The organism is Streptomyces sp. NPDC023838 (assembly GCF_040639555.1).
GTDB lineage: Bacteria > Actinomycetota > Actinomycetes > Streptomycetales > Streptomycetaceae > Streptomyces.
Map to the genome: position 1 here is coordinate 46,800 of NZ_JBFAAD010000006.1, position 16,827 is coordinate 63,626.

General features: G+C 71.8%; 11 protein-coding genes. 6 read left to right on the forward strand and 5 right to left on the reverse strand.

Annotated features, from left to right (window positions below; genetic code table 11):
• Window positions 1-431: 431 nt before the first annotated feature.
• From AB0G17_RS09645 to AB0G17_RS09655, 3 genes are all read right to left on the reverse strand, one after another.
• The gene (locus AB0G17_RS09645; RefSeq protein WP_361378224.1) at window positions 432-1,259 is read right to left on the reverse strand and encodes a TnsA-like heteromeric transposase endonuclease subunit; all 828 of its coding nucleotides are present in this window, start codon (window positions 1,257-1,259) and stop codon (window positions 432-434) included.
• Between the two features lie 464 nt (window positions 1,260-1,723).
• On the reverse strand, window positions 1,724-2,245 hold the full coding sequence (locus AB0G17_RS09650) for a lipid II flippase MurJ (RefSeq protein WP_361378227.1): 522 nt from the start codon (window positions 2,243-2,245) through the stop codon (window positions 1,724-1,726).
• Window positions 2,143-2,517 carry a lipid II flippase MurJ gene (locus AB0G17_RS09655; RefSeq protein ID WP_361378230.1) on the reverse strand — a complete coding sequence of 125 codons (375 nt, stop codon included), beginning with the start codon at window positions 2,515-2,517 and terminating at the stop codon, window positions 2,143-2,145. The genes AB0G17_RS09650 and AB0G17_RS09655 overlap by 103 nt, the downstream gene beginning before the upstream one ends.
• Between AB0G17_RS09655 and AB0G17_RS09660 the strand changes: the two genes are divergently transcribed.
• Entirely contained in the window at window positions 2,459-2,581 is a 123-nt protein-coding gene (locus AB0G17_RS09660) for a hypothetical protein (RefSeq protein ID WP_361378957.1), read from the forward strand. The genes AB0G17_RS09655 and AB0G17_RS09660 overlap by 59 nt on opposite strands.
• Before the next feature lie 245 nt (window positions 2,582-2,826).
• On the opposite strand, the gene AB0G17_RS09665 is transcribed toward AB0G17_RS09660, so the two are convergent.
• Window positions 2,827-3,354 carry a GNAT family N-acetyltransferase gene (locus AB0G17_RS09665; protein ID WP_361378233.1) on the reverse strand — a complete coding sequence of 176 codons (528 nt, stop codon included), beginning with the start codon at window positions 3,352-3,354 and terminating at the stop codon, window positions 2,827-2,829.
• A gap of 103 nt (window positions 3,355-3,457) precedes the next feature.
• On the reverse strand, window positions 3,458-4,714 hold the full coding sequence (locus AB0G17_RS09670; RefSeq protein WP_361378236.1) for an ATP-grasp domain-containing protein: 1,257 nt from the start codon (window positions 4,712-4,714) through the stop codon (window positions 3,458-3,460).
• Between the two features lie 385 nt (window positions 4,715-5,099).
• Between AB0G17_RS09670 and AB0G17_RS09675 the strand changes: the two genes are divergently transcribed.
• The 5 genes from AB0G17_RS09675 to AB0G17_RS09695 all read left to right on the forward strand — a co-directional run bounded on the left by AB0G17_RS09675 (window position 5,100) and on the right by AB0G17_RS09695 (window position 16,750).
• Complete coding sequence (locus AB0G17_RS09675; RefSeq protein WP_361378239.1) at window positions 5,100-6,374, forward strand: MFS transporter; 1,275 nt, start codon at window positions 5,100-5,102, stop codon at window positions 6,372-6,374.
• 374 nt (window positions 6,375-6,748) lie between these two features.
• A complete protein-coding gene (locus tag AB0G17_RS09680) occupies window positions 6,749-6,952 on the forward strand; it encodes an MbtH family NRPS accessory protein (RefSeq protein WP_361378243.1) in 204 nt (67 codons plus the stop codon).
• A gap of 137 nt (window positions 6,953-7,089) precedes the next feature.
• A complete protein-coding gene (locus AB0G17_RS09685) occupies window positions 7,090-8,001 on the forward strand; it encodes an ornithine carbamoyltransferase (protein ID WP_361378902.1) in 912 nt (303 codons plus the stop codon).
• Between the two features lie 204 nt (window positions 8,002-8,205).
• Window positions 8,206-11,475, forward strand: a complete 3,270-nt coding sequence (locus AB0G17_RS09690) for an amino acid adenylation domain-containing protein (protein ID WP_361378246.1) — start codon at window positions 8,206-8,208, stop codon at window positions 11,473-11,475.
• Window positions 11,465-16,750 carry an amino acid adenylation domain-containing protein gene (locus tag AB0G17_RS09695; protein WP_361378249.1) on the forward strand — a complete coding sequence of 1,762 codons (5,286 nt, stop codon included), beginning with the start codon at window positions 11,465-11,467 and terminating at the stop codon, window positions 16,748-16,750. The genes AB0G17_RS09690 and AB0G17_RS09695 overlap by 11 nt, the downstream gene beginning before the upstream one ends.
• Window positions 16,751-16,827 lie beyond the last annotated feature (77 nt).

Consider the following 16,827-nt stretch of genomic DNA (forward strand, 5'->3'; position numbering starts at 1 on the left):
GGCCTCGTCCGGGCCGAGATCCTTCAGCTCGGCGGCCTTCGCCCGGCGCCGCTGGGTCAGCGTGGCGCGTTCCGGGTCGTGGGCCCGCCGCGGTTCACCGGGCAGGGCCCGGGAGGGTGAGCCGTTTCGGTAGCCGGTCTCCGCCTCCAGCAGGTGCGCGGCCCGCAGCCGGGCCTGTTGCAACTGAGCCTCGGCCAGGTCCCGCTGCGTCACCGGCTGCTGCGGCCTGTTTCGCGAGGCAGGGCTCGACCGCACGGGCTGACAGTCCGGGTGGTGCATGAGCCACCGGATGGGCCGGTGCTCGAGTGCGCCCTCCTCATCACGCAGCACGATCTGTCCGAGGTGCGGTTGAACAGCTTCGATCGTCCAGTCGACGCCGTTGAGTCGTACTTCTGTCCCCGGTGCCAGTTCCAGCAGCCAGGCTCGCATACTCACCGCTCCCGGCCCTCGGTGCCGGACCAGACCAGCGAGGTGTCGCCCAGCGGCGCACCCAGATCGAGGGCAAGGCGCCGATGCCAGAGCAGGTGCAGGGCATGCGCGCGGTCCACCACCGGCCACGAGGTAGCCGTAGTCAACTCGCCGAAGGGCAAGGGCTTGGTCTCGACGGTCCGGAGCAACTGGCCCTGCACTGCCAGTTGGTCCTCCAGCGGTCGGCGCTGGGACGAGAGGGCGTCCAGCACCCCGACTGTATGGAGCCGCCACCCAGTCACCACCGTGTAGCGCCAGCCGCAGACGGCAGCCACCTCCCCGGCAGCCGCGAACTTCAGCGCGTCGTCCTCCCCGACCAGGCGCCGTGGACGGACGTCGAACAGCCACCGGCCGCCGTCCGGCCAGATCGCAAGGACGTCAGGCGTATGCGCAGCGCGCCCTCCGGTGTGCTCGAAATCCAGCCGGAACGGCTGCGACAGCACCTGCGCCACCTGCAGAAAGTCCAGCGCGAGCAGCAGCCGCTGTTCCTCCAGCGACTCGAACCCGTGAAGACGCCCCGTGGACACCATGAACTGCAGCCCCGGACGGTGACGCTGGCGAGCCCTCCATGTAGAGCGCCGAACCGGCTCCGACTCCAGCACCGGAACCGACGCCAGATCGCGTACCGGCCAGACCACCTCGGCGTCGGCGAACCGCCACGTCGACGACCACCGCCGCCGCCCGCCCTCGCCCTGCACCAGCCGCTCGCGTACGGCGTCAGCGATGGAGTACGGGGAGGTCAGCTGATCCAGCCCGCACCTGTCCGACTGCACCACGGCCCGCGTAGCCACGCCACCAGCACAGCATCACGAGAAGGAGCCCAAGGCGTACTTCAACGACCTGCCCACAATCTGTGCAACCAACCGACCAGTCTCAGGCGGATTCCACGCCTAAATATGACTGAATGCGACCGCGAGGGACTCATCCCGCGCTGGACTGTGCGGACCCCTCCCTGAGCCCCATCGACGTCGCCTTTGTGGCTGCCAGGTCACCCCAGCCCCGGCAGGCTGCGCAGCTCCACGATCCGCAGGAGTCGCGCAAGAAGCAGGAACAGCAGGACCATCGCGATGCCGCCCGCAGCGAGCGAGAGCGCGGGCGCCAAAGAAACCGTTGTCAGGCTCTGGCTGACAGGAGCGGGCGATGAGCCACCCGGCAGCCCCGGCGACGGTGGCGGCTGCGGTCAGTTTGGTGTAGGTGCGACAGATCCGCCGGCCGTCGAGGAGCCCCTCCGTGCGCCGCCGCAGGCGCAAGGCGGTTAGCAGCAGGCCGATCGCGTAGGACAGGGCGTAGGCGGCGGCCATCCCACGAACAGCAGGGTCCAGCGAGCCGCGTTCACGCTCTTGCGCAGCCCGGTGCCGCGCCAGTCGAAGCGCGGCCGGAACCGGAAGCCGGCCGCGCGAGCGTAGGGGACCAAGGCGAGTGCCTGCAGGGCGAGCGCCAGTGTGGTCCCGATCCCGAGCAGCCTGACCTGGTCGTCGGTAACGTCCGAGACCTGTTCGGGGGCGGTCATCAGGCCCAGGTAGAGACCGAACATGGAGACCAGGACCAGGTTGTTGAGGACCGGGGTCCACATCATCGCGCCGAACCGGTTCCGGGCATTGAGGACTTGGCCGAAGATGCTGAACACGCCGTAAAAGAAGATATGCGGGAGCAGGAAGCGGGCGAAGGTCACGGTCAGCTCGAACGCGTCGTGCGTGGCGGGTGTATCGCGCTGGTGGACGCTGATGATCTCAGGCGCCGCCCACGTGGCCAGCGCGGCCCCGCGCCGAGGACGCACAGCACCAGGGTGACCAGGCGTTGTTCACAGGCGGCGCCGCCGTCGGCGTCCTCTGCGCGGGCCCGTACGAGTTGGGGGACCAGGACAGAGTTCAGTGCGCCGCCAATCAGCAGGAAGTACAAACTGGTCGGCACCGTGTTGGCCTGGTTGTAGGTGGTGGCCAACAGCCCGGTCCCCAGCGCGGCAGCCTGCAGCACCTGTCGTATCAGTCCGGTGGCACGCGAGACCACCGTTCCCACCGCCATCAGCGCAGATGTGATCGGCATCATCATTGGCGCAGTGGCCGGCATCACGCCTCAAGTCCTGGCCCTCGCGCGTGGACTGGGCGTGGCGTGACTTGGGAATGCTGTGACGACTCGAGACGTCATTGACCGGGGTCCTACTCCGAATCCGGAGTGGCGCCTCGGCGTTTGACGGGGCATGCGGGTCGGCCCGCCTCCGGCACCCTGCCCTCTCGGCGCGCCGGGCGAGCCCTCGTACTGGACGTACGTGGGCTTTCGCCCGGTGCGGCGAGAGTGCGTGCCAGGCGTCGCAGGACAGACGGGAATTTGACGACAGGCCCTAGCACCATCGGCGGCGCGTCACAGACAGTCCGGGCACTCCTCCATCGTCCAGTCCTCCGTCCACTCCACCGCGTAGTACTTCAGTCGCTCGTCCTGCGCGACCAGCCTCATACCCGCCGCGGTCATCACCCGCTGGGAAGCGATGTTGTCGTGGGAAGTGTCGCCCTTGACGCGGGTGATGCCCTGGGCGCGGGCGAACAGCAGCAGGGCGCGCAGGGCTTCGGTGGCGTAACCGTGGCCCTGGACCGCCGGGACCAGGCCGTAGCCGATCGTGACGGTGCCGTCCAGGTCGGGGGCGCCGTGGAAGCCGAGGCCGCCGATGGTGCGGCCGTCCTCGCGGCGGCGGATCTCGTAGGCCCCGAACGGCTGCGGGTCACCGGCGCTCTCGCACGTCTCGAGGTAGCGCAGGGCCCCTGCGGTGTCGGCTTCGGTGGGGTATCCGGGCGCCCAACGCGCCTTCCCGCCCGGCTCGTCCCCGGTCAACGCCCGGGCTTCCCGGACGCTCATCGGGTGGAGTTCGAGCCGTGCTGTTACGAGACATTCCATACCCGGTGGGATATCACCGGGTATGACGCGCCGCAATCGAATTGTCCACGGAACCCGGTTGTGCCATGGCTCGAATCCGCCCCTGCCGACCGCCCCTTATGCCCTATAGCAGTTCGCCGTGCGCGGCGGGCACGCGCGTGAGGAACGCGAGCTCGCCGATCGCCCCCCTGGCCAGGGCGAGCGCTTCCTCGGCGGTGGTGGCGTGGGCGCGGGCCCAGGCCAGCCGGGAGAAACTGTTCTGGAGACCGTTCAGTTCGGCGCCCGGTGACCCCAGGACGTTGAGCGTCACCGCGTCGGGGCGTTCGGCGTCGGCTCCGGACACCTCGACCAGGGTTCCCCGGTCGGGCGCGCCCGCGAACCAGATGGCCTCGCTGCGGCCGGTCCGGTCCGGGTCGTCGAGCGTGGCGCGGATGCCGGGGAGCACCTTCTCGCCGAGGATCTGCTGGAGCTGAGCCTCGATCAGGTCGACACCGGTCGCGTCGGTCACCATGTTCCAGAGTTCGTCGCCGCCGGTGCGCAGGTGCGTCTCGATGACGCGCGGCCCGCGCTCGGTGAGGATGACCTCGGTGTGGGTGGGCCCGAACTCGACGCCCAGCGCGTCCAGCGTGGCGATGACGTGCCGGGTGACGGCCTCACTCTGGCCGGGCTCCAGCGGCGCGGGCATCACATGGCCCAGCTCGACCAGGCTGAGGGGGTCGGAGTACTTGCGCGTGATGGTGACGACCACGTGCTCGCCCCGCTCCGAGAAGGCCTCCACGCTGTACTGGGCGCCCACCAGGAACTCCTCGACGGTGGCCCGCGGATCGGGGCCCGTACCGCTGGCGCGTTCCAGGGCCGGCTCCACCTCGGCGGCGTCGGCGACGATGGAGACGCCCTTGCTGGCCGCGCCGGTGAGCGGTTTGACCACACAGGGGTAGCCGTGTTCCTCGGCGAAGGAGCGCAGTTGGGCGGGTGTCTCGACGACGGCGGAGGCCGTGGCTTCGACACCGGTGTCGGCGAGCCGCTGTCTCATCGCGTGCTTGTTCATGACGAGTTCGACGATCTCGGGAGTGTGCGTGTCGAGACCGAGGGCCTGGGCGACGAGGGCTGCCTGCGGCCGGCAGTCGTCGTAGAAGGAGCCGATCCGGGTCACCGGCTCGACGGCGTCGATGGCTCGGGCCATCGCGATCCACTCCTCGTCACCGGCGTCGGGGCTCAGGACGACGATCCGGCTGTGCTCCTCGATGTCGTCCGTCTTGGCGAGGTGTTCGGGCCAGCACAGGACGGACGTGGTGACCTTCTGCCCGGCGGTCTCGCCGAACGCGCGCATGCGGGCCGGTATGTCGTACCCGACGCCGAACACCAACACGTGCTCCGTCACGGCAACCCCTCTCCTCGGTGATCTTTTCCGTAGCAATATCAACTGTCAAGGTACGTACGCCACTTCCGGCGCCGGGACGCGAGGACAAGGGGGTATCGCGCCAAGGCGGGGCCGAGAACGCCTTGTTGCTCGTCCGGGTGATCACATATGGTCTCGTGGCGCCCATGGCACGGCAGGCCGCCACGGCGGACGCGCCCGGTTCGCGCCGCACCGGCGCCGACGGCCGGATCCGGCGGCCCCTGGCGCCCCACTCCCCCGCCGCCGACGTGGGAACCCACCCTCCGGCGTCCGAACCCACCCGCCATGGACGGCCCGCGCCCTCCCTCTCGCGGCTCCCCGACTCCCTCGCTACCGCGGCCCGCGCGTGCGGACCGCAAGGAGAAACGTGATCAAGAGCCTGGTCCCCCCGCCCGGACCGCCTCGTGTGCTGGCCCTCGCCCAGCTGGTGTGCCGCACCGGCGACGGCGCGTACTACATCTGCGCGGCGCTGTTCTTCACCAGAGTGGTGGGGCTGTCGCCGGTGCAGATGGGGCTCGGGCTCACGGTCGCCTGGTCGGTCGCGCTGGTGCTGAGCGTACCGCTGGGGCATCTGGCCGACCGCAAGGGTCCGCGCGGCACGGCGGCCGCGCTCTTCGTCGGCGCGGGACTCGCCGTCGCCTCCTATCTGTTCATCTCCTCCTTCGCCCTGTTCGCCGTGGGGGCCTGTGTGTACGCGGTGTGCCAGCGCGGCGGTTCGGCGGCCCAGCAGGCGCTGCTCGCCGGGCTGATCCCCAAGGAGCGGGTGACACAGGTCCGCGCCCATGTGCAGTCGAGCTACAACGCGGGCCTGGCGGTGGGCGCCGGGCTCGGCGGCCTCGCCCTGATCTTCGACCGGCGTGAGGCGTACTACGCGGTGTTCGCGCTCAACGCCCTGGCCTTCTTCGCCGCGTCGTTCGTGCTCAGCCGTCTGCCCGCGGTGGCCCCCTCGGCGCCGGCCACGCCCGAGGCGGCGGGCACGTCGGTCTTCAAGGACCGGCCGTACATCGTTCTGAGCGTGCTCAACACCCTTCTGCTGCTGCACATCCCGCTGGTGGACATCGCGCTGCCGCTGTGGATCAGCGAGCACACCGCCGCGCCCACCTGGCTGCTGTCGGTGATGTTCATGCTGAACACGGTCGCGGTCGTGCTCTTCCAGGTCAGGGTCTCCAACGGCGTCACGGGGCTGGAGAGCGCGTCCCGCTACGTCTTCCTGGGCAGCGTGCTGCTGGCCGCGGGCTGCGTCGTGTTCGCCTTCTCGGGGTCGGGCGGCTCCGCCTGGGTGGCGGGGGTCCTCCTGCTGGTCGCGGTGGCCGTGCAGGCGGTGGGCGAGATGATGCAGGCGGCCGGGGCCTGGGAGCTCAGCTTCGGCCTGGCCCCGGAGGGCAAGCACGGCCAGTACCAGGCGTTCTTCGGCAACGGCACGACGGTCGCCGAGATGGTCGGGCCGCTCGCCCTGACCGGGCTGATCGTCTACTGGGGGGCGCCGGGCTGGATCCTGCTGGGCGTCCTGTTCGTCGCGGCGGCCTCGGCGCTGCGGCCGGTGGTGCGGTGGGGCGCTCGCGTACGGGAGGCGGAGGCCGCCACCCGCGCTGCCACCCCGACCGCGCCCCTCGACAACATGGAGGCACAGCAGCCGAGTTGAGCCACGGCGGCTTGATTCCAACTACCGCCTCCACCGTGGGTGTTGAGGCGCGGGCTGCGGCAATTCGCGCTGACAGAAGGGGGTTTGGGATGAGTCTCACGCTGGCGTGATCTACGCCACATTGCGATCACGTTGCGTCGAGAATTCATGTCCGTAACACACCTTCGTGTCCAAGATCGTCGGCACCCAGCGTCAAGTGGCCACTGTGCAACGGCAGTTACCGGTCGGCCGACCTTTTATTGAACCTACCGTTCCGAAGGGGCGCATGAGAGCCTTCGTGCCGGTCACGGATTTCCGTCCGCGCTCAGCCGAGCGCGCGGGCCGTGGAATTCATCCACCTTTCGATAATTGGTAACCCCAGTTCTGGAGAGCGCATGAACGACGAGCGGCGTTATCGCGTCGTGGTCAATGACGAGGACCAGTACTCGATGTGGCCCCTCGATCTGGAACTCCCCGCGGGCTGGCTCGCCGAAGGCTTCGAAGGCACCCGGCAGGAGTGTGCGGCGCGGGTCGACGAGGTGTGGACCGACATGCGCCCGGCCGGGCTTCGCCGCCGCATGGACGCCGCCGTCGGCTGACGGACGCCGGGCCGCCGGGAGCGGCCGCGACCGCCTGCCTGATCCATCAGCGAGGAGAGTTCACGTTGAGTACCGAAGCCAGCCGCGAACCGCGCCCGACCGCGACGGCCGGGACCGGCACGGGTGCCTTACGGCATCTGATTTCCACGAACGACCTGACCGACGCCGAGCTGAGAGCCCTCGTCGAGCGGGGCGCGGAGTTCTCCCACGGATCGGTCCGCTCCGGTGAGCAGCTGACCGGCCTGGTCGCCGGCATCCACTTCCTCAAGACCTCCACACGGACCCGTACGTCGTTCTCCGCCGCCGCCCTGCGGCTCGGCGCGAAAATCATCTCGTTCGGTCCCGACGACCTCCAGACCAACACCGGCGAGACGCTGGAGGACACCGCCGAGGTCCTCTCCCGGATGCTCGACATCCTGGTGGTGCGCTCCGCCGGGGACCCGGCCGACCTGCGCGCCTTCGCCGCCCAGCCGCGGATGGCGGTGGTCAACGCGATGACCGCCGACGAGCACCCCACCCAGGCGATCGCCGACCTCACCACGATCCTGTGCCGCTTCGGCCGGATCGAGGACCTGCGGATCTGCTACGTCGGCGAGGGCAACAACACCGCGGCCGCGCTGGCGCTGACGCTGAGCCGCTTCAAGGGCGTCCACCTGGAGCTGCGGACGCCCCCGGGTTACGGTCTGGACCCCGCCGCCCTCAAGCGCGCGGCCGCCAACGCCGCGGCAAGCGGGGCGAGCGTGGTGGAGCTGCACTCCATGGACAGCCGCCCGCAGGGCTTCGACGTCATCTACACAACGCGGTGGCAGACGACCGGCACCAGCAAGCCTGACCCCGACTGGCGCCGGATCTTCGCGCCCTTCCAGGTCACCACCACCCTGTGGGACAGCAGCCCGGACGCCGTGTTCCTGCACGACCTCCCCGCGCACCGCGGCGAGGACGTCACGGCCGAGGTGCTCGACGGGCCGCACAGCCTCGCGTTCGACCAGGCGGAGAACAAGATGTACGCGGCGATGGCCGTGCTGGAGTGGTGCGCCGGGCGGCGCTGACCGCCTCCCCCTTTCACCACCTTCCACAGCTCTCCGGAGCGCGGTTCCAGGGATCCCGCCGGGAATTCTCGGTCTCGGCGGCATTCCCTCCATTTGGCATGCCCGCGCACGGTTCCTGCAAGGTTCGCTTATTAATTCCTTTACCTCGATGGGGCCCTGACGAGGCGTGGGCGCCCAGTGAGATGAACACGGGGGAAGTAGCACGTGACGTCACCGTTGGACCCCGGGCTGGAAGAAGTCCCGGCGGAATGGAACAACACGGCCCGTCAGGGCCTCATCAAAACTCTGCCCCAGTTGTTCGAGGCGCAGGCGGTTCGCACACCGGACAACACGGCGGTCGTATACGACACCACGTCGCTGAGCTACCGCGAGCTCAATGAGCGCGCCAACCGGCTGGCGCGCGCCCTGATCGCCCGGGGCGCGGGCCCCGAGCGGCTGGTGGCCCTCGTGCTGCCGCGCTCGGCCGAGACGGTGGTGGCGCTGCTGGCCGTGGTCAAGGCGGGCGCCGCCTGGATCCCGGTCGACCCGGAGTACCCGGCGGCCCGGATCGCCGGGCTCCTGGCGTCGGCCCGCCCCCTGCTCGTGGTGACCACCGGCGGCTGCGCCCCGGTGATCCCCGACGGCACCGACAGACTTGAACTGGACGACGCCGCCACCTCGGGCCTGCTCGGCGCTCAGCCGCCGCACGACGTGAGCGACGCCGAGCGGGCGGGCGAGCTGACCGCCGACCACCCCGCGTACGTCATCTACACCTCCGGCTCGACCGGCAGGCCCAAGGGTGTGGTGATGACCCATCGCGGGCTCGCCAGCCTGGCCGCAGACCACATGGAGCGGTTCGGGATCTCCGAGGGCGACGGGGTACTCCAGTTCGCCTCGTTCAACTTCGACTGCTCGGTCGGCGACCTGGTCATGGCGCTCGCCTCGGGGTCGGCGCTGATCGTCCGGCCGCAGGACTGTCTCTCCGGCCACCAGCTGGGCGAGTTGATCGAGCGCACGTCCGCCACCCATGTGACGATCCCGCCGCAGGTCCTCGCCGCGCTGCCGCCGGCGGCGTACCCCACCTTGAAGTCGGTCGCGACGGCCGGTGACGTGCTCACCGCCGAGCTGGTCGGCCAATGGGCGCCGGGGCGGCGGATGTTCAACGCGTACGGCCCGACCGAGACCACCGTGGACTCGCTGGCCACCGAGGTCGAGGCCGGTTCCGGCGCCCCGCCGATCGGGCGGCCCGTCGTCAACACCCGGGTGTACGTACTGGACGACGACATGCGGCCGGTGCCCGTCGGCACCGAGGGCGAGCTGTTCATCGCGGGTGCGGGGCTCGCCCGTGGATATCTGCGTCAGCCCGGGCTCACCGCCGAGCGGTTCGTGCCCTGCCCGTTCGGTGAGCCGGGCGAGCGCATGTACCGCACCGGCGACATCGCGCGGTGGCGGCCGGACGGGAACCTGGAGTTCCTGGGGCGGGTCGACGAGCAGGTGAAGATCCGCGGCTTCCGCATCGAGCCGGGCGAGATCGAGGCGGTCCTCAACCGCCACCCCGATGTCACGGCGAGCGTCGTGACCGCCCGCGAGGACCGGCCGGGCAACAAGCGGCTCGTCGCCTATGTGGTGGCCCGCGAGGGCACCGCGCCGGACCCGGCCGAACTGCGCCGCCGGGTGGGGGCCGACCTGCCCGACTACTTCGTCCCGGCCGCGGTCGTCGTCCTCGACGCCTTCCCGCTCAACCCGAACGGCAAGCTGGACCGCCGGGCGCTGCCGGTGCCCGACCTCTCCGCGCTGTCGTCCGGCCGGGCCCCGCGCACCGCGCACGAGGAGCTGCTGTGCGGCCTGTTCGCCGAGGTCCTGGGCCTGGACCGGGTCGGCGTCGACGACGGGTTCTTCGACCTGGGCGGCGACAGCATCATGGCGATCCAGCTCGCGGCCAAGACCCACCGGGCCGGCTGGGTGCTCGAACCCGCCGACGTCTTCGCGCACCAGCGGGTGGAGGCGCTGGCTCCTCTGCTGACGCCCGTTCCCACGGCGGCGTCGGCGGGTGAGGAAGCCGGTGCGAACCTCGGTCCCGTTCCGCTCGTGCCCGCTCGGGGCCGCCTCGGACCGGGCCTGGACGCGAGCCGCCAGTCCGTCGTCGTCACCGCCGTGGCCGGTCTCCGTGCGGAGCTGCTCGCCCCGGCGCTCCAGGCGGTCCTCGACCACCACGACGCGCTGCGGACCCGGTGGGAGGACGGGTCCGGCGGCCCGCGCCCGCACGTGCTGCCGCCGGGCTCGGTGGACGCCGCCGCGTGTGTGCGCCGTGTGTCCCTGACGAGCCAGGAGAGCGCCGACGCCGAACTCGCCCGGGCGGCCGCCGATGCCGAACTGGCGCCTGCTGACGGGCAGTTGCTGCTCGCGCTGTGGGGCGAGACGGCCGACGGGTCGGGACGGATCGCGCTCGTGGCGCACCGGGCGGCGATGGACCCGGCGTCCTGGCGCATCCTGCTCCACGACCTCCGTACGGCATGGACCGCACTGGAGGCCGGCACCCCGGTCGTCCTCGAACCGGTCGGCACCTCGTTGCGCCGCTGGGCGCGCCACATGGCCGACACCGCCGCGGGTCCGGCCTCCGCCGCCGAGACCGAGTGGTGGACCAGCACCCTGGCCACCGCGGACCCACCGCTGGGCAAGCGGCCGCTCGACCCGGCGACCGACACCACCGCCACCGCCCGCGAGCTGACCGTGACGCTGCCCGCCGAGGTGGCCTCTGCCCTGCTGACGAAGGCGCCCGAGGCCTTCCACGGGCGGGCCGAGGACGTGCTGCTCACCGGTCTGGCCCTCGCGGTCGGACAGTGGCGCGCGCGGCGCGGTCGGGCTGCGCGCGGAGCCGTACTGCTGGACGTCGAGGACGACGGGCGGCAGGAGTTCCTGCCCGGCGCCGACCTCTCGCGCACGGTCGGCCCGTTCGCCGCCATCTTCCCGGTCGCCGTCGATCCCGGGCTGCCGTCATGGGACGAGGTGTGCTCGGGCGGTGCGGCCGTCGGCGAGGCGATCAAGCAGGTCAAGGAGCAGCTGCGGGCCGTACCGCACGGCGGTGCGGGCCACGGCGCGATGCGCGGCCCCGATTCGCGCGCCGTCCCGGCCGTGCCGCAGATCGGCTTCGCGCACCGGGGCCGGGTCGCGGACGAGCCATGGGAGGTCGCGGGCGCCCGGGTGGCCACGCACGGCCCCGCCGTCCCGGCGACGCACGGCCTGGAGATCACCGTGCTCGCCGTGGGGCCGGCGGAGGCACCCCGGCTGACCGCCGTGTGGAGCTGGGTGCCCGACTGGATCGACGACTCCTCCGTGGAGGAGCTCGCCCGGCTGTGGCGGGAGGCGCTCGAAGGCATCGCCACCCACGCCGGACGACCGGCGACGGGCGGCCACACCCCGTCCGATCTGACCCTGCTCTCCCTGAGCCAGGACGAAATCGACGACCTCGCGAGTGAGTGGGCCAATGACTTCTGACAACGCCGCCCTGACCGACATCCTGCCCCTGTCGCCGCTGCAGGAGGGAATGCTCTTCCACTCCCTGTACGACAGGCACGCCGTCGACGTCTACATGCCCCAGATGGTGATCGAGCTCGAAGGCGAGGTCGACGCGGCCGTCCTGCGCGCCGCCATCGGGGCGCTCTTCGAGCGGCACGACAACCTCCGCGCCTGCTTCCGCACCCGTACCCGCAAGGGCGCACCGGTCCAGCTGATACCGGCGCGCGTCGAGGTGCTGCTGCGCGAGTTCGACCTGCTCACCCTCGACGAGGCGGAGCGCGAGGCGGAGCTCGCCCGGCTGATGGCCGAGGACCAGGTGGACCGCTTCGACCTGGCCCGCCCGCCGCTGCTGCGCTTCATGCTGATCCGCCGGTCCGAGCGCGGCTGGCGGCTGGTGATGACCCATCACCACATCCTGCTCGACGGCTGGTCGATCCCCGTCCTGATCGGTGAGCTGATCGAGCTGTACCGGCGGCACGGCGACGGCTCCGGGCTGGCTCCGGTGGCCCCGTACAAGAGTTATCTGGCCTGGCTGGCGAGGCACGACCGGGAGGCGGCCCGCGAGGCCTGGCGGCAGTCGCTGGCCGCTCTCGACGAGCCGACGCTCGTGGTGCCGCCGAGCGCGAGCCGGCTGCCCAGCCTGCCCGCCACGGTGGAGGCCGAGCTCGGGCAGGCGCTCACCGAGCGGCTGACCACGCGGATCCGCAGCCACGGGCTCACCTTGAACAGCGTGGTCCAGGGCACCTGGGCGATGGCGCTGGCCCGGCTCACCGGGCGCGACGACATCGTGTTCGGCGTGACGGTGTCGGGCCGCCCGGCCGAGATCCAGGGCGTCGAGCGGATGATCGGCCTCCTGATCAACACGCTCCCCGCGCGTCTGCGGGTCCGCTCCGAGGCGTCGCTCGCCGAGCTGCTCGGCGGCCTCCAGCAGGAGCAGGGGCGGTTGCTGCCGCACCAGAACCTGGGGCTGACCGAGATCCAGCAACAGGCCGGTGTGGGCACGCTGTTCGACACCCTGATGGTGTTCCAGAACTACCCCACGGAGCCCGAGGCGGAGCACGGCTCGGACCGGCGGCTGCGGGTCGTCGACGCGTTCAGCATCGACGCCACGCACTACCCGCTCGGCCTGACCGTCTTCCCCGGCCCGTCCCTGCGCCTGCGGCTCGACCACCAGAGCGATGTGATCGACCGGGACACCGCCGAGCGGCTGCTCGGCTGGCTGGTGCGGCTGATCGAGGCGGTCGCCGACGACCCGTCGCAGCCGCTGTCCGCCGTCGACGTGCTGGGTGCCGACGAGCGCGAGCGCGTCCTGGTGGAGTTCAACGACACCGCCCACGACGTGCCGCGCACCACGCTGGCCGAGCTGTTCCAGGCCCAGGCGGCCCAAACGCCCGACGCGGTGGCGGCGGTCGCCTCCGGTACGAAGCTGACGTTCGCGGACCTCAACGCGCGGGCCAACCGTCTCGCGCGCGCCCTGGTCGCCCGGGGAGCCGGTCCCGAGCGGCTGGTGGGCCTCGCCCTGCCGCGGACGCCCGAGCTGCTCGTCTCGGTGCTGGCGATCCTCAAGTCCGGCGCGGCCTATGTGCCCATCGACCCGGACTATCCGGCCGCGCGCATCGCCCACCTGGTCAAGGACTCCGCCCCGGTCCTCGTCGTCACCACCGCCGACTTCGTCGCCGTCCTGCCCGACGGCACCCCCACCCTCGTCCTCGACACGCCCGCCACCCTCGGAGCGCTCGCCGCGCACTCCGGCGACGACCTGCGCGACGAGGAGCGCGGCGCCCCGCTCGACCCGCTGAACCTGGCGTACGTCATCTACACCTCCGGGTCGACCGGCCTGCCCAAGGGCGTCGCCGTCCAGCACCAGAACGCGGTCAACCTCTTCCACGACCACCGCGCCGAGTTCTACCGGCCCGAGACGGCGCGGGCGGGGCGCGAGCGGTTCCGGGTGGCGCTGGCCGCCTCGATCTCGTTCGACGCCTCGGTGGCGGGCCTGCTGTGGATGCTCGACGGGCACGAGCTGCACCTCGCGGACGACGAGAGCCGCTACGACCCGGTCGCCTTCGTGGACTTCGTGGCGAGCCGGCACATCGACGTGGTCGACGTGACGCCTTCGTTCGCCGAGCAGCTGGTCGAGGCCGGGCTGCTGGACGGACCGCGCCCGGCGGTGCTGGTGGTGGGCGGCGAGGCGACGCGCGAGTCGCTGCTCGCCGAGCTCGTCGCGGTCCCCGAGATGGCCACGTACAACTTCTACGGGCCCACCGAGTGCACCGTCGACGCGACCTCGCACCGCCTCGACGGCGACGCCCGGCAGATCATCGGGCGCCCGGTGTGGAACACCCGCGCCTACGTCCTGGACCGGGCGCTGTCGCCCGCGCCGGTGGGAGTCGTGGGTGAGCTGTTCGTCGCGGGCGAGGGGGTGGCCCGGGGGTATCTGGGGCGGCCCGGGCTGACCGCGGAGCGCTTCCTGCCGTGCCCGTTCGGCGCACCCGGGGAGCGGATGTACCGCACCGGCGACCTGGTGCGCCGACTGGCCGACGGCACTTTGGAGTACGTCGGACGGGCCGACGAGCAGGTGAAGGTCCGCGGGTTCCGGGTCGAGCTGGGGGAGATCGAGGCCGTGGTCCAGCGCCACCCCGATGTCGCCCAGAGCGCCGTGGTCACCCGTGCGGACCGGCTCGGCGGCGCCCAGGTGGTGGCCTATGTCGTCCCCACCGCCGAGACGAGTCCGGCCGCGCCCGACGCCGAACAGGCCACGGACGACGCCTCCATGACGGAGCGTCAGCTGGAGGAGTGGCTGGAGGTCCACGAGGCCATCGACACCGAGGGGTCGGCGAAAGTCGCCTTCGGCGAGGACTTCGGCGGCTGGGACTCCAGCTACACCGGCGGCCCGATCCCGCTCGACGAGATGCGCCAGTGGCGGGGCGAGGTGGTCCGCCGCATTCTGGAGACCGGCCCCTCCCGCATCCTGGAGATCGGTGTCGGCTCCGGCCTGCTCCTGGCCAAGCTGGTCGACCACGTCGGGGAGTACTGGGGCATCGACCTCTCCCCCACCGCGATCGCCCTGCTCGACGCGCACGTCCGCCGCGAGGCCCTGACCGACAAGGTGAAGCTGCGCAGCCAGCCCGCGCATGTGACCGACGGACTGCCCGCGGGCCACTTCGACACTGTGGTCATCAACTCCGTCGTGCAGTACTTCCCCAACGGCGCCTATCTGCGCCAGGTGATCGAGCAGGCCCTCGACCTGCTCGCGCCGGGCGGCCGGATCTTCATCGGGGACGTGCGCCGCGCCCGGACCCTGCGCACCTTCCACGCCGCGATCCTCACGGGCCGCGCCGAGGACGGCACCCGGGACACGGGCGCGCTGGCGGCGGCCGTGGAGCGCGCCACGCTGCTTGAGCGCGAACTGGTCATCGACCCCGACTTCTTCACCTCTCTGGCGGCCGAGAGCGAGGGGCGCGTTGGCGGCGTCGACATCCGGCTCAAGCAGGGTGAGCCCCACAACGAGCTGACCCGGCACCGCTACGAAGTGGTGCTGCACAAGGCGCCGGTGAGCCCCGTCTCGTACGCCCGAGTGCCGGAACTGGAGTGGGGCGGCACCGGGGGCACGGGCCTGGACGGCCTGACGGCGCTGCTCGCGCGGCACGACGGGCCGGTCCGGGTCACCGGGATCCCCAACGCCCGGCTCGTCGCGGAGGTCGCGGCAGCCGACGCCCTGGCCAAGGGCGCGCCCCTCGACGAGGTACGGGCCCTGCTCTCGGGCACTCCGGGGCACGCGGTGGACCCGGAGGCGCTGCACGCCTGGGCTCGGCTCAACGGCCGTACCGTACACACCACTTGGTCGCGTTCGGAGGCGGACACCTTCGACGCCGTCGTGCTGTCCGCGGCCGAGGGTGCCCCGGCTCCGGTGCTCAGCCTCACCGATGTGTACATCCCGCCGACGGCCGCCCGGCCCTGGCAGTCGGCCGTCAACGACCCGGCCGGCGGCCGGCGCACCGGCGAGCTCGCGGTCTCGCTGCGCCGCCACGTCGGCGAGGTCCTGCCCGACTACATGGTGCCCAGCGCCGTCGTCGTCATGGACCGCCTGCCGCTCACCCCCAACGGCAAGCTGGACCGCAAGGCGCTGCCCGCCCCCGACCTCGCGGGACACGTGTCGAGCAGGGAGCCGCGCACCGAGCGCGAGGTGACGCTGTGCGCGCTGTTCGCCGAGGTGCTGGGCATCGAGCGGGTCCGCATCGACGACAGCTTCTTCGACCTCGGCGGCAATTCGCTGCTCGCGATCCGGCTGGCGTCCCGGGTGCGGGCGGTGCTGGAACTGGAGCTGCCGGTCCGCGTGGTCTTCGAGTCCCCGACCGTGGCGGCGCTGAGCCCCCGCCTGGGGATCGAGGACCGGGAGGCCGGGCTCGGTGTGCTGCTGCCGCTGCGCCGCACGGGCAGCCGTCCGCCGCTGTTCTGCGTCCACCCCGCGGGCGGCCTGGCCTGGCCGTACGCGCGGCTCGTCGGCATGCTCGACGCGGACCGGCCGATCTACGGTCTCCAGGCCCGCGGCATCACCCGCCCCGACCTGGCCCCGAGCAGCACCCCGGAGATGGCCAGGGACTACGTCGAGCAGATCCGCACCGTGCAGCCGGAGGGCCCCTACAGCCTGCTCGGCTGGTCCTGGGGCGGCCGCATCGCCCACGAGGTCGCCGTCCAGCTGCGGCGGGCGGGCCAGGAAGTCGCGCTGCTCGCGATGCTCGACGCGCACCCGCACGCCTCGGACGGGGCGTCCGCGGGCGAGGCGGAGTTCGTCTCGTACATCCTCTACGAGGTCGGACTCGACCAGAGCGTCCTCGGCGAGGGACAGCCGCTGACCTTCGCCCGGCTGCGGGACGTCCTCGCGGACAGCAGCTCGCCGCTGGCCGAACTCCTCGCGGAGAGCGGGTCCGCGCTCTCCGGTCTCGACGAGCCCACCCTGCGGGCGCTGTACGACGTGTACCGCAACGAGGCCGCGATCGGCGCCGAGCCGCCCGCCGAGAGCTACGACGGCGACCTGCTGTTCTTCACCGCGGGCCTGGAGGCCGGGGCCGACTCGCTCGCCGGTCTGTGGCGGCCGTTCATCGAGGGCCGGGTCGAGAACCACGAGATCGCCTGCGCCCATCTGGACATGGCGGACGAGGAGCCGCTCTCCGAGATCGCGGCCGTCGTCGAGAAGCACCTGGGCACCACCGGCGCGGGCCGCGCGGAGCGGAGCACGTCCGAGTCAGGCGCCTGAGCCGTGCCGGGGGCCCGCCACCACCGGGCCCCCGGCTCGCCACGCTCCCCACCCCGCGGCGGCCGAGCCGCCGCCGC